This window comes from Pantoea sp. X-Soil-ISGK-275, from assembly GCF_059730795.1.
The window spans coordinates 3841895-3867980 of record NZ_AP035976.1 but is presented as its reverse complement, the minus strand read 5'-3'; the positions used below and the strand labels follow the sequence as shown (position 1 = coordinate 3867980).

At 56.5% G+C, this 26086-nt stretch carries 26 protein-coding genes; 13 read left to right on the top strand and 13 right to left on the bottom strand.

Features of this window, described 5'->3' with window-relative positions:
- The first annotated feature begins 7 nt into the window (after positions 1–7).
- Positions 8–1012 carry a tryptophan--tRNA ligase gene (gene trpS, locus AC6I8A_RS18030; protein ID WP_154194058.1) on the top strand — a complete coding sequence of 335 codons (1005 nt, stop codon included), beginning with the start codon at positions 8–10 and terminating at the stop codon, positions 1010–1012.
- 50 nt (positions 1013–1062) lie between these two features.
- Here trpS and AC6I8A_RS18025 read toward each other — a convergent pair whose 3' ends face one another.
- The 5 genes from AC6I8A_RS18025 to nirB form a co-directional block, all read right to left on the bottom strand.
- Positions 1063–1509: a hypothetical protein gene (locus AC6I8A_RS18025; protein WP_256697659.1), complete on the bottom strand. Its 447-nt coding sequence runs from the start codon at positions 1507–1509 to the stop codon at positions 1063–1065.
- Between the two features lie 75 nt (positions 1510–1584).
- The gene (cysG, locus tag AC6I8A_RS18020) at positions 1585–2949 is read right to left on the bottom strand and encodes a siroheme synthase CysG (protein ID WP_497818854.1); all 1365 of its coding nucleotides are present in this window, start codon (positions 2947–2949) and stop codon (positions 1585–1587) included.
- A gap of 43 nt (positions 2950–2992) precedes the next feature.
- On the bottom strand, positions 2993–3796 hold the full coding sequence (gene nirC, locus AC6I8A_RS18015) for a nitrite transporter NirC (protein ID WP_436332425.1): 804 nt from the start codon (positions 3794–3796) through the stop codon (positions 2993–2995).
- Between the two features lie 30 nt (positions 3797–3826).
- Positions 3827–4153, bottom strand: a complete 327-nt coding sequence (gene nirD, locus AC6I8A_RS18010; protein WP_256697656.1) for a nitrite reductase small subunit NirD — start codon at positions 4151–4153, stop codon at positions 3827–3829.
- Positions 4150–6690, bottom strand: coding sequence for a nitrite reductase large subunit NirB (gene nirB, locus AC6I8A_RS18005; RefSeq protein WP_497818853.1), 2541 nt, complete (start codon positions 6688–6690; stop codon positions 4150–4152). The genes nirD and nirB overlap by 4 nt, the downstream gene beginning before the upstream one ends.
- 235 nt (positions 6691–6925) lie before the next feature.
- Between nirB and AC6I8A_RS18000 the strand changes: the two genes are divergently transcribed.
- Positions 6926–8209, top strand: coding sequence for a cytosine deaminase (locus AC6I8A_RS18000; protein ID WP_256697653.1), 1284 nt, complete (start codon positions 6926–6928; stop codon positions 8207–8209).
- A gap of 33 nt (positions 8210–8242) precedes the next feature.
- Here the strand turns inward: AC6I8A_RS18000 and tsgA are convergent, their stop codons facing one another.
- Entirely contained in the window at positions 8243–9421 is a 1179-nt protein-coding gene (gene tsgA, locus AC6I8A_RS17995; RefSeq protein WP_497818852.1) for an MFS transporter TsgA, read from the bottom strand.
- A 262-nt stretch (positions 9422–9683) separates the two neighbouring features.
- On the opposite strand from tsgA, the gene ppiA reads away from it, so the two are divergent.
- From ppiA to argD, 5 genes are all read left to right on the top strand, one after another.
- Positions 9684–10256: a peptidylprolyl isomerase A gene (gene ppiA / locus AC6I8A_RS17990; RefSeq protein ID WP_008101803.1), complete on the top strand. Its 573-nt coding sequence runs from the start codon at positions 9684–9686 to the stop codon at positions 10254–10256.
- 98 nt (positions 10257–10354) lie between these two features.
- The gene (locus tag AC6I8A_RS17985; protein ID WP_256697652.1) at positions 10355–10525 is read left to right on the top strand and encodes a YhfG family protein; all 171 of its coding nucleotides are present in this window, start codon (positions 10355–10357) and stop codon (positions 10523–10525) included.
- Positions 10515–11108, top strand: coding sequence for a putative adenosine monophosphate-protein transferase Fic (locus AC6I8A_RS17980; protein WP_479489124.1), 594 nt, complete (start codon positions 10515–10517; stop codon positions 11106–11108). The genes AC6I8A_RS17985 and AC6I8A_RS17980 overlap by 11 nt, the downstream gene beginning before the upstream one ends.
- 41 nt (positions 11109–11149) lie before the next feature.
- Complete coding sequence (locus AC6I8A_RS17975) at positions 11150–11725, top strand: aminodeoxychorismate synthase component II (RefSeq protein ID WP_479489125.1); 576 nt, start codon at positions 11150–11152, stop codon at positions 11723–11725.
- Between the two features lie 87 nt (positions 11726–11812).
- Positions 11813–13033, top strand: a complete 1221-nt coding sequence (argD, locus tag AC6I8A_RS17970) for a bifunctional acetylornithine/succinyldiaminopimelate transaminase (protein ID WP_497818851.1) — start codon at positions 11813–11815, stop codon at positions 13031–13033.
- Here argD and AC6I8A_RS17965 read toward each other — a convergent pair.
- The gene (locus AC6I8A_RS17965) at positions 13030–15108 is read right to left on the bottom strand and encodes a YccS/YhfK family putative transporter (RefSeq protein ID WP_312181097.1); all 2079 of its coding nucleotides are present in this window, start codon (positions 15106–15108) and stop codon (positions 13030–13032) included. The genes argD and AC6I8A_RS17965 overlap by 4 nt on opposite strands.
- Before the next feature lie 58 nt (positions 15109–15166).
- Complete coding sequence (gene crp, locus AC6I8A_RS17960; protein ID WP_003852956.1) at positions 15167–15799, bottom strand: cAMP-activated global transcriptional regulator CRP; 633 nt, start codon at positions 15797–15799, stop codon at positions 15167–15169.
- A gap of 304 nt (positions 15800–16103) precedes the next feature.
- Between crp and AC6I8A_RS17955 the strand changes: the two genes are divergently transcribed.
- Positions 16104–16508: an OsmC family protein gene (locus tag AC6I8A_RS17955; RefSeq protein ID WP_479486299.1), complete on the top strand. Its 405-nt coding sequence runs from the start codon at positions 16104–16106 to the stop codon at positions 16506–16508.
- A 51-nt stretch (positions 16509–16559) separates the two neighbouring features.
- Here the strand turns inward: AC6I8A_RS17955 and AC6I8A_RS17950 are convergent, their stop codons facing one another.
- The 3 genes from AC6I8A_RS17950 to AC6I8A_RS17940 all read right to left on the bottom strand — a co-directional run bounded on the left by AC6I8A_RS17950 (position 16560) and on the right by AC6I8A_RS17940 (position 18728).
- Positions 16560–17429, bottom strand: coding sequence for a phosphoribulokinase (locus AC6I8A_RS17950; RefSeq protein ID WP_008101816.1), 870 nt, complete (start codon positions 17427–17429; stop codon positions 16560–16562).
- A gap of 61 nt (positions 17430–17490) precedes the next feature.
- Entirely contained in the window at positions 17491–17709 is a 219-nt protein-coding gene (locus AC6I8A_RS17945; protein ID WP_256697647.1) for a YheU family protein, read from the bottom strand.
- A 2-nt stretch (positions 17710–17711) separates the two neighbouring features.
- Positions 17712–18728 carry a hydrolase gene (locus AC6I8A_RS17940; RefSeq protein ID WP_256697646.1) on the bottom strand — a complete coding sequence of 339 codons (1017 nt, stop codon included), beginning with the start codon at positions 18726–18728 and terminating at the stop codon, positions 17712–17714.
- A gap of 60 nt (positions 18729–18788) precedes the next feature.
- Between AC6I8A_RS17940 and AC6I8A_RS17935 the strand changes: the two genes are divergently transcribed.
- Complete coding sequence (locus tag AC6I8A_RS17935) at positions 18789–19391, top strand: LysE family translocator (protein WP_008101822.1); 603 nt, start codon at positions 18789–18791, stop codon at positions 19389–19391.
- A gap of 1 nt (position 19392) precedes the next feature.
- Here AC6I8A_RS17935 and AC6I8A_RS17930 read toward each other — a convergent pair whose 3' ends face one another.
- Complete coding sequence (locus AC6I8A_RS17930) at positions 19393–20373, bottom strand: LacI family DNA-binding transcriptional regulator (protein ID WP_265302514.1); 981 nt, start codon at positions 20371–20373, stop codon at positions 19393–19395.
- A 233-nt stretch (positions 20374–20606) separates the two neighbouring features.
- Here AC6I8A_RS17930 and tauA point away from each other — a divergent pair, with 233 nt between their 5' ends.
- The 4 genes from tauA to tauD are packed head-to-tail and all read left to right on the top strand — an operon-like array spanning position 20607 to position 24026.
- The gene (gene tauA / locus AC6I8A_RS17925; protein ID WP_409455792.1) at positions 20607–21587 is read left to right on the top strand and encodes a taurine ABC transporter substrate-binding protein; all 981 of its coding nucleotides are present in this window, start codon (positions 20607–20609) and stop codon (positions 21585–21587) included.
- 11 nt (positions 21588–21598) lie between these two features.
- Entirely contained in the window at positions 21599–22366 is a 768-nt protein-coding gene (gene tauB / locus AC6I8A_RS17920; RefSeq protein WP_497818850.1) for a taurine ABC transporter ATP-binding subunit, read from the top strand.
- Positions 22363–23190 (top strand): taurine ABC transporter permease TauC, encoded by an 828-nt coding sequence (gene tauC / locus AC6I8A_RS17915; protein WP_008101829.1) that lies wholly within the window; start codon positions 22363–22365, stop codon positions 23188–23190. The genes tauB and tauC overlap by 4 nt, the downstream gene beginning before the upstream one ends.
- Positions 23187–24026 (top strand): taurine dioxygenase, encoded by an 840-nt coding sequence (gene tauD, locus AC6I8A_RS17910; protein ID WP_497818849.1) that lies wholly within the window; start codon positions 23187–23189, stop codon positions 24024–24026. The genes tauC and tauD overlap by 4 nt, the downstream gene beginning before the upstream one ends.
- A 149-nt stretch (positions 24027–24175) precedes the next feature.
- Here tauD and AC6I8A_RS17905 read toward each other — a convergent pair whose 3' ends face one another.
- Positions 24176–26080 (bottom strand): ABC transporter ATP-binding protein, encoded by a 1905-nt coding sequence (locus tag AC6I8A_RS17905; protein ID WP_497818848.1) that lies wholly within the window; start codon positions 26078–26080, stop codon positions 24176–24178.
- Positions 26081–26086: the final 6 nt, after the last annotated feature.

The following is a 26086-nucleotide window of genomic DNA, read 5'->3' as shown; positions in this document are numbered from 1 at the left end:
ACATAACATGAGCAAACCCATCGTTTTCAGCGGCGCCCAGCCTTCCGGTGAACTGACCATTGGCAACTATATGGGTGCGCTGCGTCAGTGGGTGCAGATGCAGGATGATTTCCACTGCATTTACTGCATCGTCGATCTGCACGCCATCACCGTACGTCAGGATCCCACCGCGCTGCGTAAAGCTACGCTGGATACCTTAGCGCTCTATCTTGCCTGCGGCATCGACCCGGCGAAAAGCACCATCTTTGTTCAGTCGCACGTGCCAGAGCATGCGCAGCTGAGCTGGGTGCTGAACTGTTACGCCTATTTCGGCGAACTGAGCCGCATGACGCAGTTCAAAGATAAATCCGCGCGCTACTCGGAAAACATCACCGCCGGCCTGTTTGATTATCCAGTGCTGATGGCGGCCGATATCCTGCTGTATCAAACCAATCAGGTGCCGGTTGGTGAAGATCAGAAGCAGCATCTGGAGCTGAGCCGCGATATCGCCCAGCGTTTCAATGCGCTTTATGGCGATGTGTTCAAAGTGCCTGAGCCGTTCATTCCGAAATCGGGTGCACGCGTGATGTCGCTGCTTGAGCCGACCAAGAAAATGTCCAAGTCAGACGACAACCGTAACAACGTGATTGGTCTGCTGGAAGACACCAAAGCGGTAGTGAAGAAGATCAAACGCGCGGTGACTGACTCCGCCGAGCCGCCAGTGGTGCGCTACGACGTTAAAGAGAAAGCCGGTGTTTCTAACCTGCTGGATATTCTCGCGGGCGTGACCGGTAAAAGCATTGCGCAGTTGGAGCAAGAGTTCGAAGGCAAAATGTACGGCCACCTGAAAGGTGAAGTGGCTGAAGCGGTTTCAGGCATGCTGACCGAACTGCAGGAGCGTTATCATCGTTTTCGTAACGATGAAGAGCTGCTGAATCAGGTGATGCGTGATGGCGCAGCGAAAGCCCGCGCCCATGCGCAGGAAACGCTGAAGAAAGTGTACGAAGCGGTAGGCTTTGTCGCACAGCCGTAAGCGGCTAGCGGGATAGAACAGAACGGAGGGTCATCATGACCCGCCGTTTTTTATTTGATGCGATGTAACGCCAGTTCCGCGCCATCCCAGAACAAGCGGGCGTTACCGTCAGCCAGCACGCTGATCACCGCGCCTGGCGCCGGTCCCCAAGCCTGGTTGCCACAGCTCACATTGAAGCCATAACGGAAGGTGAAATCACGATCCTGGCCTGCGCCATTGGCGGCGCTAAGACGTGGTTTAGCGTTGCAGTTATCGACGGAAGGATTGATGCTGCGCTCGGCTGTGCCGCGCGTCCAGGTTATCGCATTTGGCTTAAACGCCACGCGCGCGCCCATAAACTGCGGATCATTCTTGATATAGATCTGACCCATTTCCTTCTTTGGCTTTACTGCCACCACTTGCCATTCACCCACCACGTTCGACCAGGTAACAGGTGCAGCGGTAGCAACCACGCTCAACGGCAATAACAACGCGCAAATCAGTGAAGCAACGCGCATGGAAACTCCTTATTGATGAGAAAGATGGCCTGTAGTCTGGCGACAAAGCGCAGCGCTGTACAGTTTTTTGCCGTGTCAGAACCAGCGTAACTGTGAACGCAGTTCCACTACGCGACCAACAATAATCAGAGCCGGACTGGCAAACTGCTGCGCCAGCGTGGCCAGTTCCGCCAGCGTTGCGGTCTCCACGCGCTGCTGCGGCGTGGTGCCATTCTGCACAATCGCCACCGGCATCGCGGCATCCATGCCGTGCTGTAACAGCTGCTGCTGGATTTCCGGCGCCTGTGCCAGCCCCATATAGAACACCAGCGTTTGCTGTTCTGCGGCCAGCTTGCGCCACTCGATTTCGCCATGCTGCTGCAAATGACCGGTGACGAAACGCACGCTCTGCGCGTGGTCGCGATGCGTCAGCGGAATGCCGCTGTAGGCGGAGCAGCCCGAGGCGGCCGTAATACCCGGCACCACGCTAAAAGGGATGTGGTGCTGCGCCAGCAGTTCCAGCTCTTCACCACCGCGGCCGAAGATAAAGGGATCGCCGCCTTTTAGTCGCACTACGCGCTTGCCGCTCTGCGCCTGCTCAAGTAAAACCTGGTTGATCTGCGATTGCGGTACGCAGTGATTGCCGGCTTGTTTGCCGACAAAGACGCGCTCCGCATCGCGGCGGACCAGATTGAGAATCGGCTCGGAGACTAAGCGGTCATACACCACCACATCGGCCTGCTGGATATGCTGCAAGCCTTTCAGCGTCAGCAGCCCCGCATCGCCCGGCCCGGCGCCCACCAGCACCACTTCGCCTTGCTGCGACAGCGGCGCATCGAACAGGGTTTCGACGATGTGTTCCGCGCGTGGCCGATCGCCATTCGCCAGGGTTTGCGCCAGCCGATCGCTGACGAAGAAGCGCTCCCAGAAAGCACGCCGCTGCGCCATGCTGTTAAAGGTACGTTTGACGCGACTGCGCAGCGATCCGGCTAATGACGCTAACTCACCAAGATGTTGTGGCAGCATCGCTTCGAGTTTTTCGCGCAGTAAACGCGCCAGCACCGGCGCGCGACCGCCAGACGACACGGCAATCATCAGCGGCGAACGATCGACAATCGATGGCATTATCGCGCTGGCTTCCTGCGGTGCATCCACCAGATTGCAGAAGATGCGGCGCAACTCCGCCGCATCGCCAACTTGCTGATTCACCGCATCATCATTGGTGGCGGCAATCACCAGCCAGCAATCTTCGAGCCAGTGCTCATCAAATGCGCCGGGTAATAAGGTCACCTTTCCCTGTTGTGCCCACTGCTGAAAAGCGGGGGAGAAATCCAGCGCGCCAACCTGCAAATCGGCACCAGCGTCCAGCAGCAAACGCGCCTTGCGTTCTGCTACATCGCCACCGCCCACCAGCAAACAGCGTTTGCCTTGCAGGCGGCAAAACAGCGGAAAGTAGTCCATAGCTCATCCTGAAAAAGCCCGCGTGAGGCGGGCTGAAAAAATGTTATGCCGTTTTGAGCGGCGCGGCTTGCGCTTCGGCCTGCGGGCGCTGCGTCTGCGGTGTGGCGTACCAATAACCGAGCCCCATCAGCACCATGCCGGAGAACATATTGCCCAGCGTCACCCACAGCAAATTGTGGCCGATGCCGCTCATTGTGAAGTCCGCATTATGCTGACCAAACCACGACAGCGCAAAGACCGTCATGTTGGCAATCGAGTGTTCGTAGCCGGAAGCGATGAACGCCAGCAAACACCACCAGATGGCGATGAACTTCGCCGTGCCTTCGGTACGCACCGCCATCCAAATCGCCAGACACACCAGCCAGTTACACAGCGCGCCTTTAAAGAACAGCGCCATGGCGGTCTGCGTGGTTTTCGCCAGCGCCGCGCTGTGCAGCAGCGATCCGGCATTCGGCAGCAGCGGACCTGCCGCATAGTAATAAATCAGCGCGACCAATACTGAACCGACAAGATTGCCCAGCCAGGTTTGCGGCAGCACGCACCACATCTGACCTTGCTTGATGCTGCCCGCTTTCACGCCGATAGTCAGGAACATGGTATGACCGGTGAACAACTCGGAACCGGCGATGATCACCAGCGTTAAGGCTATGCCGAAGGTCGCGCCCATCAGCAGCGGGCGATAAGCCGGCTCGACCAGATTGCCGAGCGTGAAGATCAGGATAATCGCCAGGCCAACATAGGCGCCCGCCATCGCCGAGCTGATCCAGAAGGCCAGCGGGCTGTGCTGCGCGGTACGCACAATGCGCGCCGCGTTGGCGGCGCATTTATTCAGGGTGTCAGTAAACATAGTGACGTCTCATAAAGTGAAGGAATGCAGTCAGGCGCAGATCTCAACCTTGCCATCGCTCACGCGCACTGGATAGCTCGCCACCGAGCGCGCTTCGTCTTCCAGACAAAGGCCATCGCTCAGGCGGAAGCGCTGTTTCTTCAGCGGACTTGCCACCCACAGCGCCTGCTGGTGCTCGGCAATCAGGCCGCGTGACAACACGCTGGCCTGGGCGAAAGGATCGATATTGCTTAATGCGTAGAGTTGCTCATCGTCGCGCGGGCGGAAGATGGCAATCTGCTGGCCGTTGATCAGCGCGCAAACGCCTGTCGCAGGCAGAATTTGGCTGAGTTCACACACCGAATGCCACTGGCTCATGCGTCAATCTCCTCAATCAGAGTGACCGCAATGCGCTCGGCGGGTTGCGCCGGACGATGCTGATCGCGTTGGTTGATATGCTGTACCAGCGGATCGCGCCGATCGCTGTTGATAAAGGTATTGAAGTGCGACTGCTGCTGTGGGTTTTGTACCGTTGCGGTCCACTCACATTCCACCGCCGCACGCAGACGCGCCAGCTCGGTTTCCAGCTGTGTATTCAGGCCGAGTTTGTCATCGATAATCACGCTGCGCAGATAGTCGATGCCGCCGTCCATGCTTTCCAGCCACAGCGAGGTGCGCTGCAAGCGGTCGCCGGTGCGGATGTAGAACATCATGAAGCGATCGAGGTAGCGCAGCAGCGTATCGCGATCGAGATCGGCGGCCAGCAAATCGGCGTGACGTGGCTTCATGCCGCCGTTGCCGCAGACATACAGGTTCCAGCCTTTCTCGGTGGCGATGATGCCAACGTCTTTGCCCTGCGCTTCGGCGCATTCACGCGTGCAGCCGGAGACGCCAAACTTCATCTTGTGCGGAGTGCGAATGCCTTTGTAGCGATGCTCCAGCTCAATGCCGAAGCCGAGGCTGTCGCCCACGCCAAAGCGGCACCAGACGCTGCCGACGCAGGTTTTCGCCATGCGCAGCGCTTTGGCATACGCTTGTCCGGTTTCAAAACCGGCATCGATCAGCTGCGTCCAGATAGCCGGCAGATCGTCGCGCTGCGCACCAAACAGGCCAATACGCTGCGAGCCGGTGATCTTGGTGTAGAGATTGTACTGGCGCGCCACGGCGCCAATCGCCATCAATCCTTCCGGCGTGATTTCACCGCCGGCCGAACGCGGGATCACCGAGTAAGTGCCATCTTTCTGGATATTGCCGAGGAACAGGTCGTTGCTGTCCTGCAGCGGCGCGAGCTGTGGCTTCAGCACATATTCATTCCAGCAGGACGCCAGCAGCGAACCGACCGTCGGTTTACACACCTCGCAGCCGTAGCCCTGACCATATTTCGCCAGCAGCGCGTCGAATGATGTGATCTCTTCCACGCGAATCAGGTGATACAGCTCCTGACGCGAATAGGGGAAGTGCGCACACAAATGATTGTTAACTTCGATGCCCTGACGGCTCAGTTCAGCGTTCAGTACCTGAGTAATCAACGGAATGCAGCCGCCGCAGCCGGTTCCGGCGCGGGTTTCGGTTTTCAGCGCCGCAACGGTGTGGCAACCGCCTTGCACCGCTTTGACGATATCGCCTTTGCTGATGTCGAAGCAGGAGCAGATTTGCGCGCTGTCCGGCAGCGCATCAGCGCCCATCACCGGTTTCTCGCCGCTGCCCGCAGGCAGGATCAGCAAGGCCGGATTTTCCGGTAACGCGATGTTATTCAGCGCCAGCTGCAGCAGATTGCCGTAATCGCTGGTGTCACCGACTAACACCGCGCCGAGCAGCGTGCGGTTATCTTCGCTAACGATCAGCCGCTTATAGATATTTTTCTGCTCGTCGAGCCACACGAAGCTGCGCGCGCCCGGCGTGCGGCCATGCGCATCACCAATGCCGCCGACATCAACACCCAGCAGTTTTAGCTTGGCACTCATATCCGCGCCCGCAAACGCGTTGTCGCGGCCAACCAACCGGTCGCTGGCGACCTGTGCCATCTTGTAGCCTGGCGCGACTAAACCATAAATACGGTTCTGCCAGGCGGCACACTCACCAATCGCAAAGATGTGCACATCGCTGGTCTGGCAGTGATCGTCGATGGCGATACCGCCGCGTGCGCCCAGCTGCAGGCCGCACTGTTTGGCCAGCTTGTCCTGCGGGCGGATGCCGGTGGAGAAGACGATGAAATCGACCTCCAGCGCGCTGCCGTCAGCAAATTCCAGCGTTTTGCCGCCTTGTGGATGATGGACGATTTGCTGGGTGTTTTTGCCGGTGTGAACGAATACGCCCATCTGCTCAATCTTACGGCGCAGCTGTTCACCGCCTTGAGGATCAAGCTGTTCCGCCATCAGCACCGGTGCGAACTCAATGACGTGGGTTTCGACGCCGAGATTTTTCAGTGCGCCTGCTGCTTCCAGCCCTAGCAGGCCGCCGCCAATCACCGCGCCGCGTTTGCTGCGACGTGAACAGGCTTCAATGGCGTTGAGATCTTCAATGGTGCGATAGACATAGCAATCGCTGCCGTCCGCGCCTGTGATTGGCGGAATCCACGGATAAGAGCCGGTGGCGAAAATCAGCGTGTTGTAATGCACCGCGCGACCGGTATTCGAGTGAATCAGTTTTTCGTCGCGGTTGATGGTGATGGCGCGTTCGCCAAGCAGCAGATTAACCTGATGCTTTTCATAATAACCTTCGCGAACCAGCGAGAGTTCTTCGGCGGTGTGATGGGAAAAATAGGCGGAAAGGTGGACGCGGTCATAGGCGACGCGGGGCTCTTCACAGAAAACGGTTATCGCAAACTCACTGGATTGATCTTTGTCGATAAGTTCTTCTATAAAGCGGTGGCCGACCATGCCGTTGCCAATAATAACGACACTGTGCTTGCTCATGCTTGCCTCAAAAATTGCGGTATCTGCGCCTACCTTAACGCGGCGCTTTTGACGCTTATTGATGTACATCAAGCGCGCCCCTATATACCTATTTTGAGGTATGTAGCTGATTTTGAACGAATTAGTTAAGTGGCTTATTTGTTTGGTTATTGTTCTGGTCGCCATAAATAACGACCCTACGTTGGTTTCCCTTTTTCATGCTAGCTTTAGGCTTTGCGTTTAACAGGAGTACGGCATGGCAAACCCGTCACTGAAGTGGATCAACAACCTGCGCTTAGCGGGCCAGCAGGGCTTGTGGCAGATCGAAATCGATAACGGCAAGATTGCGCAGATTCGCCCGCAGCCGCCGCAAACCGTAGCGCAGCCGGACGCGCTGGATGCGCAGGGCGGACTGGCGAGCGCGCCATTTATCGAGCCGCATATTCATCTCGACACCACGCAAACCGCCGGCGAACCCGCCTGGAACCAATCCGGCACGCTGTTTGAAGGCATCGAACGCTGGGCGGAGCGCAAAGCGTTGTTGAGCCGTGACGATGTGAAACAGCGCGCGCAACAGACCTTGAAGTGGCAAATTGCCAACGGTATTCAGCATGTGCGTACTCACGTGGATGTCTCCGATCCCACGCTCACCGCGTTAAAGGCGATGCTGGAAGTGAAAGCGGAAATGGCGCCGTGGATCGATATCCAGATTGTGGCGTTTCCGCAGGAAGGCATTCTCTCTTATCCCAACGGTGAAGCGTTGCTGGAAGAGGCGCTGCGCATGGGCGCGGATGTGGTGGGCGCGATTCCGCACTACGAATTCACCCGCGAATACGGCGTGGAGTCGCTGCATAAAACCTTTGCGCTGGCTAATCGCTACGATCGGCTGGTGGATGTGCACTGCGACGAGATCGACGATGAGCAGTCGCGCTTTGTGGAAACCGTGGCGGCGCTGGCGCACCGTGATGGCAACGGTGAGCGCGTCACCGCCAGTCATACCACGGCGATGCACTCCTACAACAATGCCTATACGTCGCGGCTGTTCCGTCTGCTCAAGCTTTCTAACATCAACTTTGTTGCCAATCCGCTGGTGAATATCCATCTGCAAGGGCGCTTTGATAGCTATCCAAAACGTCGTGGCATCACGCGAGTGAAAGAGCTGCTGGAAGCAAACATCAACGTCTGTTTCGGGCACGATGATGTGTTCGATCCCTGGTATCCGCTCGGCACTGCCAGCATGTTGCAGGTGCTGCATATGGGATTGCATGTTTGCCAGTTGATGGGCTACGAGCAGATTAATAATGGCTTGCAGCTGATCACCACGAACAGCGCCAAGACCATGCAGCTGGCGAATTACGGTATTGAGGCAGGTAATGATGCCAGTTTGATTATTCTGCCGGCGGAGAGTGGATTTGATGCGGTGCGGCGGCAGGTGCCGGTACGTTATTCAGTGCGTAAAGGCGTGTTGGTGGCAGCGACGCAGCCCGCCAGCAGCGAGATCTATTTAGCGGAAAAAGAAGCGGTAACCTTCAAACGCTGAGGAGCAGGGCGGACCGAGGTCCGCCCATCAAACTTAGTGCGTTACGTGGCCGTGCTGGCGATGTTTGGTCACAAAGCCGAGCAGAACACACATCACAAACACCACGGCGTACAAACCGTTAGCGGTAGAGAGCGCGGCATGTGCGCCACCTTGTGCCACGATTGGGCCGGTCACCACGAACGTCAGCATGGTGCCGACGGTGCCGCAGGTCAGGATGAAGTTCACCAGCTTCGGTGAAGAGACCTTGGTTTGCAGCGATCCCAGCGTGATGATGGTGGTGTAAATCGCGCTTGAGCTGAAGCCCAGCGTCATGATGATCCAGTGCAGCATGCTGGCGTCTTTAGAGGTGACAAACCAGTACATCAAACCGGTTGCCAGCGCGGCCAGCACCATCAGGATGCGCTGCAGATCGAAGAAGCGCAGCACGAAGCTGAACACCCACATGCCGACCATGTATGCGGTCCAGAAGTTACCCACCAGCTGACCAGCAGCGGCGATATCCATGCCCATCGATTTGGTGGCGTATTCCGGCACCCACGAAATAAAGCCGAGCTGACCGAGGATGTAGCACAGCGCCGCAATCGACAGGAACAGCACGCCGATGCCCCATTTCTCTTTCTCAACGCCTGGCTCAGCGGCTTCGCTTTTCAGTACCGGGAACTCAATGAACAGCGTCAGCACAAAGATGGCGACATAAATGATACCGATGCAGGCGTACACCCAATACCACGGCAGCGCGCGAGCCAGCAAAATACCGGCGATGATTGGGAAGATGGTGCCCGCCATGCTGAAGAACGAATCGGTAAACAGCAGACGTGCGCCACGCTGACGGCCATCGTACAGATGAGTGATCAGGAAAGTACCGATCGACATGGTGATGCCGCTCACCACGCCGAGGATGAACATGCACAGCGAGAAGACGGTGAGATCGTGGCTGGTCATCAGACCCGCAACGGCGAGAATCATCAGCACGAAGCCAAAGATCAGCTGACGCTTCAACGGCACAATCACCATCAGCCAGGCGTTCAGGAACACCGACACCAAAATGCCCGCATTAAGGAATGTGAAGGTGTTGCTCATTTCTGAAATAGGGCGCTGGAAATACTGCGCGATATTGTCCAGCACCATACCGGTAACGATCACCAGTGCGCCAGTGAGCGCATAGGAGAAATAGCTAATCCAGGTAAGGCCAATGCGATTACGGTTTGTCATGTTCTGAACCTGTTAAGCGCCGAGATTGGCAAAAAGTGTCATGAATTGTAAGTGTTGCTGTGATCTTAATAAACAACGAGTGTAACAAGGCGGAAATATTTCATTGAGAGTGTGATTTTCGTCACGCAAATGATTGCGTGGCGGCAAAAGTATGACAATAGCAACATCCGCGTAAATATCGGTAAAACGCTGGCTCTTGGATCACATGCTCTTTACAATCAATCTCGTTTTTGAGCTAGCTCTCCATGGTAAGGAATCTTTCATGCTTAAACGTACTTTGACAGCGGCGGTTGCCCTGTTAGCGCTCTCTTCTGTATCTTCTGCCGCGCTTGCCGCGAAAGGGGATCCACATGTGCTGCTCACCACCTCTGCGGGCAATATTGAACTCGAGCTGAATAACCAGAAAGCCCCGGTTTCGGTGAAAAACTTCGTTGATTACGTCAACAATGGTTTTTACAACAACACCATTTTCCACCGCGTGATCCCTGGTTTTATGATTCAGGGCGGCGGCTTCACTACCGATATGCAGCAGAAGCAAACGGTAGCGCCGATCAAGAACGAAGCTGACAACGGCTTGCGTAATCTGCGCGGCACCATTTCGATGGCGCGTACCGCAGATAAAGATAGCGCCACCAGCCAGTTCTTCCTCAACGTAGCCGACAACGCCTTCCTCGATCACGGTCAGCGTGATTTCGGTTATGCGGTGTTTGGTAAAGTTGTGAAAGGCCAGGATGTGATCGACAAGATTGCGCAGGTCCCGACTAAAGATGTCGGTCCGTACCAAAATGTGCCGTCAAAACCGATTGTTATCCTCTCCGCCAAAGTCCTGCCTTAATTCTGAAACGCGCCGTTTTTCACTGGCGCGTCATTTGCTCTCCGGCAAAGCAAAAAATTGCTGCTTATACTTAGGGCTCACTGCTTGCCGGAGGCGCTATGACTAGCAAACTCACTGAGAAACAGAAAGCCACTTTGTGGCAGCAGCGCCGTGCTGCGAGCTACCAATCCAGCTGTCGACTGGCCGGATATTCCTATAGTGAAGCTCTTATCGATGCCGAACATGCTGAGGAGCGACTTGAGTCGCTGAGGAGGCAATATGGTGGATAACAGCTTAGCAGTACGCGATCCCTATTTGTGGCACAACGACAATGTGTTGAAGAATCGCCTCGATATTCATGATGAAGCCCAACTGCGTAAAGCGGAACTGGCGTTCAGCGCCGCGCGCCTGGCGACATTAGAACTTGGCCAGCGCAGCATCGGTTTGCCACGTCTTTGCCATATTCATCGCACGCTGTTTCAGGATCTCTACAGCTGGGCAGGAGAATTGCGCACCATCGATATCTGGCGCGATGAAACGCCGTATTGTCATTGCGAATATATCGAGAAAGAAGGCAATACGCTGATGCAGGCGCTCGAGGAAGAGCGCGGCCTGGCTGACCTTGAGCAGGAAGCGTTCGTGGCGCGTATCGCACATTATTACTGTGAGATCTTCGTGCTGCATCCGTTCCGCGCCGGCAATGGCCGCGCGCAGCGCATCTTCTTTGAACAGTTGGCACTGCATGCCGGTTATCAGCTTTCCTGGGAAACGCTCGAACGCGATGCGTGGCGCGCTGCGATCTCGGCGGGCGTCGCCGGCGATCTGGCACCGCTTACCGCGCAGTTTGCGAAAGTGGTGAGCCCGGCGAACTAAAATAGGTAGAATAGCGCCGCTTTTACTGGCCTGAGGGCGCTATGCTGCTGCTAATCGATAACTACGACTCCTTCACCTGGAATCTCTACCAGTACTTTTGCGAACTGGGCGCGGAGGTACGCGTGGTGCGTAACGACGCCATTACGCTGGATGAGATGCAAGCGCTGCCGCTGACGCATCTGGTGATTTCGCCGGGTCCGTGTACGCCGGATCAGTCTGGCATCTCGCTCGCGGCGATTCGCCATTTCGCCGGGCACGTGCCGATCCTCGGCGTTTGCCTTGGGCATCAGGCGATTGCACAAGCCTATGGCGCGCAGGTGGTGCGCGCGCGCCAGGTAATGCATGGCAAAACCTCCCTGATCCAGCACACCAACCAAGGTGTGTTTCGCGATCTGAATAATCCGCTGACCGTGACGCGCTATCACTCATTGATTGTGGCGCGCGATACGCTGCCCGCTGAGTTTGAAGTCACCGCGTGGACCCTGCGCGACGGCCAGCCGGATGAGATCATGGGTTTCCGCCATCGCACTTTGTCGTTGGAAGGCGTGCAGTTCCATCCGGAAAGCATCCTCAGTGAGCAAGGGCATCAGCTGCTGGCTAATTTCCTCAACGCGTAACTTATGTTTGCCTTCGTGTGATTTTTTATGCATATTTTGTGATTATATTTTCACATCAGCTCAACAAATAACCCGATGAGGTCATCAATGGCAGCGGAAAAACTAGCGGTAACCCGGGAAACGTTCGATAACGTTATTTTGCCTGTTTATGCACCTGCGCAGTTTGTGCCGGTAAAAGGTAAAGGCAGCCGAGTGTGGGATCAGCAGGGCAAAGAGTATATCGATTTCTCTGGCGGCATCGCGGTGACTGCATTGGGCCATTGTCATCCGGCGCTGGTGGAAACGCTGAAAACCCAGGGCGAAACCTTGTGGCACACCAGCAACGTGTTCACCAACGAACCAGCGCTGCGTCTGGCGAGTAAATTGATTGCCGCGACCTTTGCCGATCGGGTGTTTTTCGGTAACTCCGGTGCGGAAGCCAACGAAGCAGCATTCAAGCTGGCGCGTTATTACGCCTGCAAAAAACACAGCCCGTTCAAAAGCAAAATTATCGCCTTCCATAACGCCTTCCACGGCCGCACGCTGTTCACCGTGTCGGTTGGCGGCCAGCCGAAATACTCCGATGGTTTCGGTCCAAAACCGGCGGATATCGTGCATGTGCCGTTCAACGATCTCGATGCGGTAAAAGCGGTGATTGACGATCACACCTGCGCCATCGTGGTCGAGCCGATTCAGGGCGAAGGCGGCGTAATGCCGGCCACGCCAGAGTTTATGCAAGGTCTGCGCGCGCTGTGCGATGAACACAATGCGCTGCTGGTGCTGGATGAAGTGCAGAGCGGCATGGGACGTAGCGGCAAACTGTTTGCGTATGAGCATTACGGTATCAAGCCCGATATTATTACCAGCGCGAAAGCGCTGGGCGGCGGTTTCCCGGTCAGTGCGATGTTGACCACTAACGAAATCGCCTCGGTGATGGCGCCGGGCGTTCACGGTACCACTTACGGCGGCAATCCGCTGGCCTGTGCCATCGCTGAAACGGCGCTGGATATCATCAACACGCCAGAAGTACTGGAAGGCGTTGAAGCGCGTCGTCAGCAGTTTGTTGAAGCGCTGCAAGCCATCGACAGCAAATTCGCTATCTTCAGCGAGATTCGTGGCAAAGGGCTGCTGATTGGTGCCGCGCTGAAGCCGCAGTTCGCCAGCAAAGCGCGTGACATCCTCAACGCGTCCGCAGCGGAAGGGCTGATGATTCTCACCGCCGGTACCGACGTGATCCGTTTTGTGCCGTCGCTGGTGATTGAACCTACCGATATCGCCGAAGGCATGACGCGTTTCGCCAGCGCGATTGAAAAGGTGCTGGCCGCTTAATTCGCTTTTGGACGTAACACCTTGAGCCAGCGGCCATGATGCGGTCGCTGGCTCCACGCCAGCGAAGAGATGGTGTGCATCACGTTGAGGTGCTGCAAAATCCGCTTCACATGCTGTTCGACAATCGTCACCGGCCCTTCATTGAGATTCTCCGGTGCTTCCAGAATATTGCTGTCGTTGCCCGGCCCATCATACGCCAGTCGCTGCTGACAACGCTGCAGCGCGATTTCACAGGATTGCAGATAACGTTCCGCCAGCTTGGCCGTCAACATGGTGTGCTCACGCGCCAGAATCGTCATGGCGTTAATGTGCTCGACGATAAACTGACTGTGCGTAACCCACATGCGCATATCTTTCAGGTATTGCAGGTTAAAGCCCGGCTCGCTCGATGCCTGGTTTAATGAGTTGAACAGCGCGTTGTGCGCCTGATTAACCTTCATGCGCTGATAAGCCAGTTTCTCCGGCGACTGTTCAGGTCCTAACAATAGTCGCAGCGCCTCCTGATAGGCTTCCAGCGCATCGTGCGCGTTCTTGCGCAGCAGTCCGCTTTGCCACTGTGGCCACAGCCAAATCATCCCGGCGAAGGCAATCAGGCAGCCCATCAAGGTATCCATCATGCGCGGCAGCAGAAACTGTGCGCCGTTGAGCGACAGCAGCTGCAGCGAATACACCGCCGTGACGGTGAAGCCAATCATCGACCAGCCGTAATATTTCCGCGTGATCAGATAACTCGCCAGCGTGATCCCTAGCATAAACAGCAGCGTGATCGATTCCGGCACCGCCAGCTGGAGCGACGCGGCGGCGATCAGCAATCCGGCAAAAGTGCCCAGCGCACGGTGCTGGATGCGCACGCGCGTCGCGCTGTAACCGTTCTGGCTGACGAACATGATGGTCATCAGAATCCAGTAAGGTTTGGGAATGTTGAAGAACAGCGCCAGCGCGCTGCCAAACATCAGCATCACGGCAAAGCGTGCCGCGGTGCGTAACGCGGTGGATTTGAATGACAGATAACTGCGCAGCGCGGGTAACAGCGGCAAACGGCGCTGGCGATCGGCCATCAGGTCACGCGTGTAGAGCGGCTTCTGCGTACGCAACACGCGGGCGATGCGGCTGAAGTGATACAGGCAGAAGTTGCCGACCGGGTTATCCGGATGCTGGCGCGCAATTTTCTCCAACGCGCCGAGCTGTTTCTCCATATGAAAACGGTCTGGCAGCTGATGGTAGAGAATTGCATCCGCCAGCACGCGCAGTCGCGCCGAGATGATTTTGGCGTTCCAGCGAATCACCGCTTCGGCGTGGCTCTCTTCAACCAGCTTCTGCACCTCTTCCGGCTGATGCAAACTCACCGAGATGTGTTCCTGTAAATCCAGCGCCACCTGGAAAGCGCGCGTCAGGCGTTTGTGGCTGTTATCGCGACTGGCCGACAGCATATGCATTTGCTGGTAGCAGGTGGTGATGAGATCGACCGCCTTTTGCTGACGTGCCAGCAACGGTGGCAGCGCTTTTTCCGGATCGGTCAGCTGCGTCAGTAAGGTGTATTTGGCATCGCAGTAATCCGCCAGCTCGCGGAACAGCAGGCTGAGCGACTCGCGCATCGGCTGCTCTTTCCACAGCCAGAACCAGAACCAGTTGAATAAGCCGTACCACAGCGTGCCGCCAATGTAGAGCAGCGGCGGCACCCACATCGGCATGCGTCCAACCAGGCTGAGCGTGAAAATAGCGGCAATCAAAGTCGCGGGCAGCAATCGTGCATGCAGCGGGCCGATTTCGCCGGTCACGCCAATCAGCAGCGGCAACGCCAGCAAAATCAGCGGCAGCGGAACCTGATAAGCGGTGAGGATTTGCATCAGGAAACTGCCGGTGGCAAACAGCGAACCCCCCACAATCAGGCGTTTGAAGAAGCGTTTGTGCGGCGTATCCAGACCCGCCATGTTGCAGCAGGCCGGCACTAACGAGAACAGCAGCCCTTTTTGCAGATCGCCAAACAGCCAGCCGAGAGCCACAGGCAGGCACAGCACCAGCGTTTGCCGCAGCGCATAGTTAACTTCGGGATGATAGATGATTCGACGCCACATCAGCTCATCGCAAATAGAAACGGCGCGATGTTGCCATCACGCCGTGGGTGAGAAGAAATTAGCGGGTGCCGTAAACGACGATGGTTTTACCGTGTGCAGAGATCAGGTTCTGATCTTCCAGCATTTTCAGGATACGACCCACGGTTTCGCGTGAGCAGCCCACGATCTGACCAATCTCCTGACGGGTGATTTTGATTTGCATCCCGTCTGGGTGAGTCATCGCATCTGGCTGTTTGGCCAGATTTAGCAGCGTTTGCGCGATACGTCCGGTGACATCGAGGAAGGCAAGGTTGCCCACTTTCTCAGATGTCACTTGCAGACGACGCGCCATTTGCGACGAAAGTCGCATTAAAATATCCGGGTTTACCTGAATCAGCTGACGGAATTTTTTGTATGAAATTTCAGCCACTTCGCAGGCAGACTTCGCACGTACCCAGGCACTACGTTCCTGGCCTTCTTCGAAAAGACCGAGTTCGCCGATGAAATCTCCCTGATTGAGGTAGGAGAGAATCATCTCTTTGCCTTCTTCATCTTTAATCAGTACCGCTACGGAACCTTTTACGATGTAGTACAGCGTTTCCGCTTTCTCACCCTGATGGATGAGCGTGCTTTTGGATGGATATTTGTGAATATGGCAATGGGACAGGAACCATTCGAGTGTAGGGTCTGTTTGCGGTTTGCCGAGAACCATTCGCTATTATCCTCTGTTGTAATCGTGCCCAAAACACAGGGGGCATTTTTCCCTGTCAGGCGGTTTAATCGTCGAGCGTTTCCAGTAAAGGAAAAATTATTCCGGGTGGACTCTTAAGCTACGCTTTTGATTCTTCCGGCCTTCGTCTGTGATGACGAAAATATTTTCAGCACTGTTTGTAGCACAGCTTTTGCGAGCTGTCTTGTGTTGTCTCGCTTCAGCACAAGGGGGATTACTCTGGATTGCTGTTTGTCAGGTGAAAGCGTACTCTGGCGGCAAAACCGCCGCTTCAGGAGAGAGAATAATGCAGGCACGAGTGAAATGGGTGGAAGGTCTTACCTTTCTCGGAGAATCCTCATCTGGCCATCAGGTATTAATGGACGGTAATTCCGGTGATAAAGCGCCAAGTCCAATGGAGATGGTGCTGATGGCCGCGGGCGGCTGTAGCGCCATTGATGTGGTGTCGATCCTGCAAAAAGGGCGCAGCAATGTGGCGGATTGCGAAGTGAAACTCACCTCAGAACGCCGTGAAGAAGCGCCACGCATTTTTACCACCATCAACCTGCATTTTATCGTCAGCGGCAAAGCGTTGAGCGATAAAGCGGTTGCGCGCGCGGTTGACCTGTCAGCGGAAAAATATTGCTCGGTGGCGATCATGCTGGGTAAAGGCGTGGAAATTACCCACAGCTATGAGGTTGTCGAGTTGTAATCGGTCGAAGGGGAGGCATTCATGCCTCCCTTTTCACCGCCCGCACCAAACCTATTCAATCCGCTTCCCTTCAATCAGTCGCTGTACCAGCGGCAGCATAATCAGCTCCATCGCCAATCCCATTTTGCCGCCCGGCACCACCAGGGTATTGATGTGGGAAATAAACGATCCCTGAATCATCGCCAGCAGATAGGGGAACGCGATGCCTTCCAGGCCACGGAAATGAATCACCACGAAGCTTTCGTCGAGCGAGGGAATTTCGCGGGCGGCAAACGGGTTTGAGGTATCAACGGTCGGCACGCGCTGGAAGTTAATGTGGGTGCGCGAGAACTGCGGCGTGATGAAGTTAATGTAATCCTCCATCGAACGTACCACCGAATCCATTACTGCTTCGCGTGAATGGCCGCGCTCGCCGGTGTCACGCACCAGCTTCTGAATCCACTCAAGGTTAACAATCGGCACCACACCAACCAGCAGATCGACATGCTCCGCCACATTTTGCTGCTGCGTAACCACGCCGCCGTGCAAGCCTTCATAAAACAGCACATCGGTGTTTTCCGGCAGCGGCTGCCACGGCGTGAACGTGCCCGGCACCTGATTCCACGGCACCGCTTCATCGTAGGTGTGCAGATATTTGCGTGATTCGCCGAGGCCGGTTTGACCGTAATGTTTGAACGTCTGCTCCAGTAGGCCGAAATCATTGGCTTCCGGGCCGAAGTAGCTGATGTGGCGACCGAGATCGCGTGCTTTGCGGATCGCCATGTCCATTTCCGGACGCGTGAAGCGATGGAAACTGTCGCCTTCGAGTTCCGCCGCATGCAGGTTCAGCTGCTGGAAAATCTTACGGAAGGCGAGGCTGGTGGTGGTGGTTCCGGCGCCGCTGGAACCGGTGACGGCAATAATTGGATGCCTGGCTGACATAACAGAGCTCCCTGTGAAGTCCGGCGATGAGCATTGTTACCACGAATTGCCGCGGGGTGCATCAGCCGCGAAATTCACCCTTCGGCATAATATTGATCGATTCATGCAGTTCCGACCACACCAGCACCACGTCGCCGCGCTCCAGCTGGCGGCGCACGTCGGCGACTTTTTGCAGCAAACTGCGTTCCTGCTCGCCGTAATCGGTGCCTTCGCGTAACACGAAGGTTTCAATCAGATTTTCCAGCGTCTCCGCTTCGAGTTGTTGCCAGGGAATAATCACTATTACACATCCAGATAAGTTGAGAGCCAGTCGGGCACGCGTTGTTCCAGCCACATTTTCGGTTTAAGCAAGGTGCCGCCGACAAAGCCGACATGGCCACCTTGCTGCGTCAGCTGATACTGAATGGAGGCTGACAGCTGGTCAGGTTGCGGGATCACGGCATCAGTCATAAAGGGATCGTCTTGCGCATGAATGATCAGCAGCGGTTTACGCACGCCGGTGAGCAGCGGCATCGCGCTGGCTTGTTGATAATAGTCGCTGGCGTCAATAAAACCGTGCGCACGTGCCGTTATGGCATCATCAAATTCGCGTAAGCGGCGGAAAGCGCGTAACTGGCTGAGATCGACCGGCAGCGTGCCGGGCCAGGCGTGCAGTTTGCGCGTAGCGTTCTTTTTTAGCCGCGTCAGCAAATAGTGCTGATAGAAGCGAGAAAAGCCAACATCCAATTTGCCGCTGCACGGCTCCAGCGCCAGCGGCGCTGAGATGGCGATGCCGGCATCAATCGGCACATCGTGACCTTGCTGACCCAGCAGGCAAGCGAGCATGTTGCCGCCCAGCGAAACGCCGACTGCAGCGGTCGGCACGCTGCCCCATTCACGCTGCAGCCAGTTAAGGAAGTAGGTGGCATCTTCGGTTTCACCGGAGTGATAGATGCGCTTCAAGCGATTAGGCTCGCCGCTGCAGCCGCGAAAGTGCATCACCACCGCCAGCCAGCCGCGCGCCTGACACGCCTGCATCAGGCCATGCGCATACGGGCTGCGAAAGTTGCCTTCCAGGCCGTGAAACATCACCATGCGCGGCTTGTGACGTGCCTGCGCCGGATCTTCGCTCCACGCTAAATCGACAAAATCGCCGTCCGGCAGGTCAAGACGCTGCCAGTGCGGACGCAACGTGACGCGGCGGCGCAGAATACGCGGCAGCAGTGTTTGCAAATGCGCGTTACTGAATCCGCGCAGGGGGGTAAAGCGCTCGCCGCTGGGGCGATCAAAATAGCTTGGGTAAAGGCTTGTCTGATGCATAAGTCGCTGATAGCTTCGATGGGTTGTTCGCTTTACTGGGTGAGGAGCACCCGAATATACATGGAACTGAGTCTTTTTTTATCAATGTTAGGTTTTCTTTGGGTCGCGGCCATCACGCCCGGGCCCAATAATATGTTACTTACCGCCTCGGGTGCTAATTTTGGCTTCCTGCGCACCATTCCGCTGCTGATTGGTATCATGATTGGTATGCAAGTCATGTTGCTGATGGTGGCATTCGGCATCGGCGGTCTCATCCTGCTTTATCCCTCGCTGCATCTGATTCTGAAGATTGCCGGTAGCCTTTATCTGCTGTGGCTGGCGTGGAAAATCGCCAGCGCCGAGTATGAAAAGCTGGAAACCGATGATGTGACGGTGAAGCAGATGCCGTTCTGGCAAGGCGGCTTGCTGCAGCTGATCAACCCGAAAGCCTGGCTCATGGCCCTCGGCGCAGTGGCCAGCTTCAGCCTGGCAGGCAGCGAATATCTGCATTCGGTGCTGGCCATTAGCCTCGGCATGTTCATGGTGAACGTGGTTTCTGGGGTGATCTGGATGGGCTTTGGCTCGCTGATTGGACGTCTGCTGCGCAGCCCGCGCGCGTGGAAAATGTTCAATCTGGCGATGGGCTTGCTCACCGCCGCGTGCGTATTGCTGATTTGGCGCTGAATTAACTGGAAGCGCGTTCAACGCGCTTCCACGGCAACACTTCATGAACCACCGACGAGTTGGGTTGGCGGATGCGTTGGACCAGCAGCTGTACGCTGCGCGCGCCCATGCGATTCATCGGTTGCTCAATCGTCGTCAGCGGTGGATTCAAACTGCTGGTAAAGTTGATGCCATCAAATCCTACCACCGCTAAATCTTCCGGCACGCGCAAGCCCGCCTCCAACGCCGCGTGTATTACGCCAACCGCCAACACATCTGATACCGCGAATACCGCATCCGGCCGTTCCGGCTGCGTCAGCAGTTCGCGCAATGCCGCACTACCCGCTTCACAGGTGATATTCTCGGCGTAGGCCACACCGCACCAGCTGAGATCCAGCTGCTCCAGCGCCGCACGATATCCCTCTTCACGCTTATGTGAATAGAGGTAACGCATATCACAGTTCACCAGCGCAATGCGGCGTCGGCCTTTGTTCGCCAGATAACGCACGGTTTCGCAAGCCGCTTCTTCATTATCAATCGCCACACTTGAGGCGGCGATCGCCGGATCGTATTCGGCACACTGAACCCAAGGCGCATCGCCAATCAATTCTTTCAACTCTTGCAGGGTACTGGCGGCATCCATGGTGATCACGCCATCCACCACTTTGCCACTCAGTAGCGCAATGTAAGCCGCTTCGCGTCGCAATTGCGATCCTGAGTTACACAGCAGAATGTGGTAACCCTGCGCTTCCGCTTCGGCTTCAATGCCCTGAACCACGCGTGAGCAGAACGGATTGGTGATGTCGGGAATCAGCACTAACAGCATATGGCTTTGTGAGGTGCGCAGCTGGCGCGCCAGTAAGTTGGGTTGATAGTCGCAGATGTCGATGGCCGCCAGCACTTTGGCGCGCGTATCCGGGCGCACGCCGGGATTCTGGTTCAAAACCCGTGAAACGGTGGCTTTGGACACACCAGCCAGGTGTGCGACTTTCTCAATCGACATGGATTCAAGACCGTAAGTAAAAAGTGAAAAATGAGATGTCTATCAATATCACAGCTGCCATGTGAGCGCGTGACATATTTACCGATTTCCCTTCTCTTTCCATTTGCACTTTCTGCATAGCCTTGCCCAATGTTGATCTAAGAACCGATCGTCATTAGGGATAATTTTTAATTCCTTTGTGAAATTACTCTTGCTGGAGAAACTGCGCAGACAAAAACACATTGGGGTGAATGATGATGGCGATGAAAAAAACAATAACGGCGGTCGCAGCGGCTCTGGCCCTGATGGCGTTCCAGGCGCAAGCGGTCAACGTTACCGTGGCGTATCAGACGTCGGCGGAACCAGCCAAAGTGGCGCAGGCGGATAATACCTTCGCCAAAGAGAGCGGTGCTACCGTCGACTGGCGCAAATTTGATAGCGGAGCCAGCGTGTTGCGTGCTCTGGCATCGGGCGACGTCCAGATTGGTAATATCGGTTCCAGCCCGCTGGCGGTCGCCGCCACGCAAAAGCTGCCGATTGAAGCTTTCCTGCTGGCCTCACAGCTCGGTAACTCCGAAGCGCTGGTGGTGAAGAAGACCATCAAAGATCCTAAAGACCTGATTGGCAAGCGCATCGCCGTGCCGTTCATCTCGACTACGCACTACAGCTTCCTCGCTGCGCTCAAGCATTGGGGCATCAAGCCTTCGCAAGTGACCTTAGTCAACCTGCAGCCACCGGCGATTATTGCCGCCTGGAAACGCGGTGACATCGACGGTGCTTACGTCTGGTCTCCGGCCGTCAATGAGCTCGAGAAAGATGGCAAGGTGCTGACGGATTCCTCGCAGGTTGGCAAGTGGGGCGCGCCAACGCTTGATGTGTGGGTGGTGCGTAAAGATTTCGCGCAGCAGCACCCAGAAATCGTCACCGCCTTTGCCCGCAGCGCGGTTGAAGCGCAGCAAGCTTACATTGCCAATCCAGATCAATGGCTGAAGCAGTCAGACAACCTGAGCAAGCTGGCGCGCCTGAGTGGTGTACCCGAAGCGGATGTGCCGGTGCTGGTGAAAGGCAACACGTACCTCACCGCGCAGCAGCAGGTGGAGCAGCTCGGCAAGCCGGTGAACAAGGCGATTGTCGATACTGCCGGCTTCCTGAAAGAGCAGGGCAAAGTGCCAGAAGCGGATAGCGATTACAGCAGCTTCGTCACCACGCGCTTCGTTGCACCCTTAGTGAAATAACCGGAGGCCGTATGCTTAACATCACCCATCTCAATGCGCGTTACGCCGGACAACCCGCGCTACAGGACATCAACCTGCAGCTGGGCAGCCGAGATCTGCTGGTGGTGTTAGGTCCCTCCGGCTGTGGCAAAACCACGCTGCTGAACCTCATCGCCGGCTTTCTGCCGCTGGAATCCGGCAGCATTACGCTGGATGGCAAAAAGGTGGAAGGGCCGGGCGCTGAACGCGGCGTGGTGTTTCAAAATGAAGGATTGCTGCCGTGGCGCAACGTGATCGATAACGTTTCGTTCGGTTTGCAACTGGCGGGGATGGCGAAGGCAGAACGTCATACCATCGCACGCCGTTTGATCCGCAAAGTAGGACTGGAAGGGGCAGAACAGCGTTTTATCTGGCAGCTCTCTGGGGGTCAACGTCAGCGCGTGGGCATTGCGCGTGCGCTGGCGGCTGATCCTCAGTTGCTGCTGTTAGATGAGCCGTTCGGTGCACTGGACGCCTTTACCCGCGAACAGATGCAAACTCTGCTGCTGACGCTGTGGCGTGATACCGGCAAACAGATTCTGCTGATCACTCACGACATCGAAGAAGCGGTGTTCCTCGCCAGCGAACTGGTGCTGCTGTCGCCGGGACCGGGCCGCGTGGTCGAGCGTTTGAAACTCGACTTCGGCCAGCGCTTCGCCGCCGGGGAAGCGTGCCGCAGCATCAAATCCGATCCGGCGTTTATCGAACGTCGCGAATATGTACTGAACCAGGTGTTTTCCCAGCGTGAGGCGTTTATATGAGTGCGGTGATTGATGAGAAAACCCAAGCGCGTCGTCGCGGATTGCGCTGGCCGTTCTCGCGCCAGTTCTCACTCAGCCTTCTCAGCGTTGGCTTGTTGCTGCTGCTGTGGTGGGCGATAACCGCGCTCGGCTTAGTGGCGCCGCTGTTTTTACCGCCGCCGCAAGTGGTGCTACAGAAGCTGATCTTGATTGCCAGCCCGCAAGGCTTTATGGATGCCACGCTTTGGCAGCACTTGGGCGCTAGCCTGGCGCGCATGCTGGTGGCGCTGTTCTTTGCCGCGCTGATTGGCATTCCGGTCGGCATCGCCATGGGACTCAGCCCGGCGATTCGCGGCTTGCTTGATCCGCTGATCGAACTTTATCGCCCGGTGCCGCCGCTGGCTTATCTGCCGCTGATGGTGATCTGGTTTGGCATCGGCGAAACCTCGAAGATTTTACTGATTTATCTGGCGATTTTCGCGCCGGTGACCTTATCGACGCTGGCCGGTGTGAAGAATGCCCAGCAGGTACGGATTCGCGCGGCACAGGCGTTGGGCGCATCGCGCTGGCAGCTGCTGCGCTTCGTGATTCTGCCCGGCGCGCTGCCGGAAATCCTCACCGGCTTGCGCATTGGTCTCGGCGTAGGTTGGTCAACGCTGGTGGCGGCGGAACTGATTGCCGCTACGCGTGGACTCGGCTTTATGGTGCAGTCGGCCGGTGAGTTCCTCGCCACCGACGTGGTGCTGGCCGGGATTGCCGTGATTGCCCTGATTGCTTTTGGCTTAGAACTGGGTCTGCGCGCTTTGCAGCGCCGACTGACGCCCTGGAATGGAGAACAGCAATGAACGAACGACTTTCTTTTACCGCTTTGGGCCCGCATATCGGGGCGCAGGTTAGCGATGTCGATCTCAGCCGTCCGCTGAGCGATGCCCAGTTTGAACAGCTTTATCATGGCCTGTTGCGCCATCAGGTGCTGTTCCTGCGCAATCAGGTGATTACCCCGGAACAGCAGCGCGCGCTGGCGATTCGCTTTGGCGATCTGCATATCCATCCGGTCTATCCGCATGCGGAAGGCGTGGAAGAGATCATCGTGCTGGATACGCATCAGGATAATCCGCCGGATAACGACAACTGGCACACCGATGTCACCTTTATTCAAACGCCACCGGCAATTGCAATTCTGGCGTCCAAACTGCTACCGGAGAGCGGCGGCGATACCTTGTGGTCAACCGGCATTGCGGCCTATGAAGCGCTTTCTGAGCCGTTTAAGACGCTGTTGAATGGGCTGCAGGCGGAGCACGACTTTAAGAAGTCGTTCCAGGAGTATAAATACCGTAAAACCGAGGAAGAGCATCAACGCTGGCAGCAAGCGGTGGCCAAAAATCCACCTGTGCAGCATCCGGTGATTCGTACGCATCCGGTGAGCGGACGCAAGGCGCTGTTTGTGAATGAAGGGTTTACCACACGTTTGCTGGGATTAAGCGAAAAAGAGGGCGATGCGCTGCTTAACTTCCTGTTCTGGCATAGCGCCAAACCGGAGTTCCAGGTGCGCTGGCGCTGGCAGGAGAATGATGTGGCGATCTGGGATAACCGCGTGACGCAGCATTATGCCAATGCGGATTATTATCCGGCGCGAAGAGTGATGCATCGTGCGACGGTGTTGGGGGATAAGCCGTTTTAAGTTGGATGGTGCACGCTGTCCCCCATCCCGGCCTTCCCCCGTAAACGGGGGAAGGAGACGCCGCCACATGCAGCTTCATCACTGACATGTGGCAGCATCTTCCTCTCCCATTTATGGGGGAGGACCGAGGAGGGGGACAGCGTGCACAATCAACCCGCCAGCATTTGCTCCAGCTGTTCCTGCGCATCCAGCCATGCCATTTCGACCTCTTCCAGCGCGGCTTTACTCTCGGCCTGACGCTGCAGCGCCACGTTCAAATCGGCTTTGCGGCTCTGATCGTAAATCGCGCTGTCGGCCAGTTGCGCTTCCGCATCACTGAGCTGACTCTGCCACTTCGCCATCTGCTTCTCGAGTTTCTCGATCTCTTTACGCAGCGGCTGCGTTTGTGCACGCAGCTCGGCGTCGCGGCGTTTCTGGTCTTTACGCGATTGCGCGCTGTTGCCGTTATCCTGCTTCGGCGCGGCATCCTGTTGTGCTTGCTGCTTCTGCAGATCGCTCAGCCACTGCTGATAATCTTCCAGGTCGCCTTCAAACACATCGACCTTGCCGTCGTGCACCAGATAGAGATCGTCGGTGGTGGCGCGCAGCAGATGACGATCGTGCGAGACCACCACCAACGCGCCTTCGAAATCAATCAGCGCTTCGGTCAGCGCCTGACGCATATCAAGATCGAGGTGGTTAGTCGGTTCATCGAGCAGCAGCAGGTTCGGGCGCTGCCAGACAATCAATGCCAACACCAGACGCGCTTTTTCGCCGCCGGAGAAGCGTTCAGTGATTTCGCTGACTTTATCGCCCTGGAAGCCGAAGCCACCAAGATAATCGCGCAGCTGCTGCTCAAGCACTTTCGGTGCGATGCGTGACAAATGCTGCAACGGCGATTCATCGGCGCGCAGATATTCCAGCTGATGCTGGGCGAAGTAACCGAGCTTGATGCCTTTCGCCAGGCCAACTTTGCCATCCAGCGCCTCGAGCTCACCGGCGAGCAGTTTGATTAGCGTCGATTTACCCGCGCCGTTACGGCCCAGCAGGCCAATACGCGAACCCGGCACAAGGTTAAGTTTGATGGCGTCGAGAATGATGCGCTCGCCATAACCGGCGGTGACGCGTTCCATCTTTAGCAACGGATTCGGCAAACTTTCTGGCGCGCGGAAGCTGAAGCTAAACGGGTTATCGACGTGTGCTGGCGCAATCAGCTCCATGCGCTCCAGCATTTTGATGCGGCTCTGCGCCTGCTTCGCTTTGGTGGCCTGCGCGCGGAAGCGATCGATATACTTTTGCAGGTGCGCCACTTTTTCCTGCTGGCTCTGGAACAGCGCTTGCTGTTGCGCCAGCTTGGCGACGCGTTGACGTTCGAAGGAGCTGTAGTTGCCGGTGTATTCAAACATCGTTTGCTGTTCGATGTGGATGATCTTATCGACCACCGGATCGAGGAAGTCGCGGTCGTGCGAAATCAGCACCAGCGTACCCTCGTAGCTTTTCAGCCAGCGTTCTAGCCAGATCACTGCATCGAGATCGAGGTGGTTGGTCGGTTCATCCAGCAGCAGCAGATCGGAACGGCACACCAGCGCCTGCGCGAGGTTGAGGCGCATGCGCCAGCCACCGGAGAAATCGCTCACCGGCCGCATTAATTGTTCCTGGCTAAAGCCCAAACCGTGCAACAAACTTGAGGCGCGAGCAGGTATGCTCCACGCCTGAATCGCGTCCAGCTTGCCGTGCACCAGGGCGATGGCGTTGCCATCGTTGCGCCCATTGGCGTCGGCTAATTCAGATTCAAGCTGACGATATTCACGGTCGCCGTCGATAACATACTCCAGCGCGGGTTTGCTCAGCGCCGGGGTTTCCTGATTGACCCACGCCAGCGCCCAGTTGCTTGGGAAGGTGGCGTTACCTGCATCGCTGCTGATCTCGCCCTTCAGCAATGACAGCAGCGTCGATTTGCCGCAGCCGTTTTTACCCACTAAGCCCACTTTCTGGCCAGGGTTTATGGTGGCTGTTGCGTTATCCAGCAGCACATTGGTGCCGCGGCGAATTTGTAGTGCTGAAAAGACAATCATAAGCGC

Excerpts from the sequence above, each read along its gene's own strand:
- AC6I8A_RS17935 (WP_008101822.1), top strand. The coding sequence starts at position 18,789 with ATGGAACTGAGTCTTTTTTTATCAATGTTAGGTTTTCTTTGGGTCGCG.
- trpS (WP_154194058.1), top strand. The coding sequence starts at position 8 with ATGAGCAAACCCATCGTTTTCAGCGGCGCCCAGCCTTCCGGTGAACTG.
- nirB (WP_497818853.1), bottom strand. The coding sequence starts at position 6,690 with ATGAGCAAGCACAGTGTCGTTATTATTGGCAACGGCATGGTCGGCCAC.
- tauC (WP_008101829.1), top strand. The coding sequence starts at position 22,363 with ATGAGTGCGGTGATTGATGAGAAAACCCAAGCGCGTCGTCGCGGATTG.
- argD (WP_497818851.1), top strand. The coding sequence starts at position 11,813 with ATGGCAGCGGAAAAACTAGCGGTAACCCGGGAAACGTTCGATAACGTT.
- AC6I8A_RS17975 (WP_479489125.1), top strand. The coding sequence starts at position 11,150 with ATGCTGCTGCTAATCGATAACTACGACTCCTTCACCTGGAATCTCTAC.
- AC6I8A_RS17905 (WP_497818848.1), bottom strand. The coding sequence starts at position 26,080 with ATGATTGTCTTTTCAGCACTACAAATTCGCCGCGGCACCAATGTGCTG.
- AC6I8A_RS17980 (WP_479489124.1), top strand. The coding sequence starts at position 10,515 with ATGGTGGATAACAGCTTAGCAGTACGCGATCCCTATTTGTGGCACAAC.
- AC6I8A_RS17950 (WP_008101816.1), bottom strand. The coding sequence starts at position 17,429 with ATGTCAGCCAGGCATCCAATTATTGCCGTCACCGGTTCCAGCGGCGCC.
- crp (WP_003852956.1), bottom strand. The coding sequence starts at position 15,799 with ATGGTTCTCGGCAAACCGCAAACAGACCCTACACTCGAATGGTTCCTG.
- ppiA (WP_008101803.1), top strand. The coding sequence starts at position 9,684 with ATGCTTAAACGTACTTTGACAGCGGCGGTTGCCCTGTTAGCGCTCTCT.
- tauA (WP_409455792.1), top strand. The coding sequence starts at position 20,607 with ATGATGGCGATGAAAAAAACAATAACGGCGGTCGCAGCGGCTCTGGCC.
- tauB (WP_497818850.1), top strand. The coding sequence starts at position 21,599 with ATGCTTAACATCACCCATCTCAATGCGCGTTACGCCGGACAACCCGCG.
- nirD (WP_256697656.1), bottom strand. The coding sequence starts at position 4,153 with ATGAGCCAGTGGCATTCGGTGTGTGAACTCAGCCAAATTCTGCCTGCG.
- AC6I8A_RS17965 (WP_312181097.1), bottom strand. The coding sequence starts at position 15,108 with ATGTGGCGTCGAATCATCTATCATCCCGAAGTTAACTATGCGCTGCGG.
- AC6I8A_RS17940 (WP_256697646.1), bottom strand. The coding sequence starts at position 18,728 with ATGCATCAGACAAGCCTTTACCCAAGCTATTTTGATCGCCCCAGCGGC.
- nirC (WP_436332425.1), bottom strand. The coding sequence starts at position 3,796 with ATGTTTACTGACACCCTGAATAAATGCGCCGCCAACGCGGCGCGCATT.
- tauD (WP_497818849.1), top strand. The coding sequence starts at position 23,187 with ATGAACGAACGACTTTCTTTTACCGCTTTGGGCCCGCATATCGGGGCG.
- AC6I8A_RS17955 (WP_479486299.1), top strand. The coding sequence starts at position 16,104 with ATGCAGGCACGAGTGAAATGGGTGGAAGGTCTTACCTTTCTCGGAGAA.
- tsgA (WP_497818852.1), bottom strand. The coding sequence starts at position 9,421 with ATGACAAACCGTAATCGCATTGGCCTTACCTGGATTAGCTATTTCTCC.
- AC6I8A_RS17930 (WP_265302514.1), bottom strand. The coding sequence starts at position 20,373 with ATGTCGATTGAGAAAGTCGCACACCTGGCTGGTGTGTCCAAAGCCACC.
- AC6I8A_RS17985 (WP_256697652.1), top strand. The coding sequence starts at position 10,355 with ATGACTAGCAAACTCACTGAGAAACAGAAAGCCACTTTGTGGCAGCAG.
- AC6I8A_RS18000 (WP_256697653.1), top strand. The coding sequence starts at position 6,926 with ATGGCAAACCCGTCACTGAAGTGGATCAACAACCTGCGCTTAGCGGGC.
- cysG (WP_497818854.1), bottom strand. The coding sequence starts at position 2,949 with ATGGACTACTTTCCGCTGTTTTGCCGCCTGCAAGGCAAACGCTGTTTG.
- AC6I8A_RS18025 (WP_256697659.1), bottom strand. The coding sequence starts at position 1,509 with ATGCGCGTTGCTTCACTGATTTGCGCGTTGTTATTGCCGTTGAGCGTG.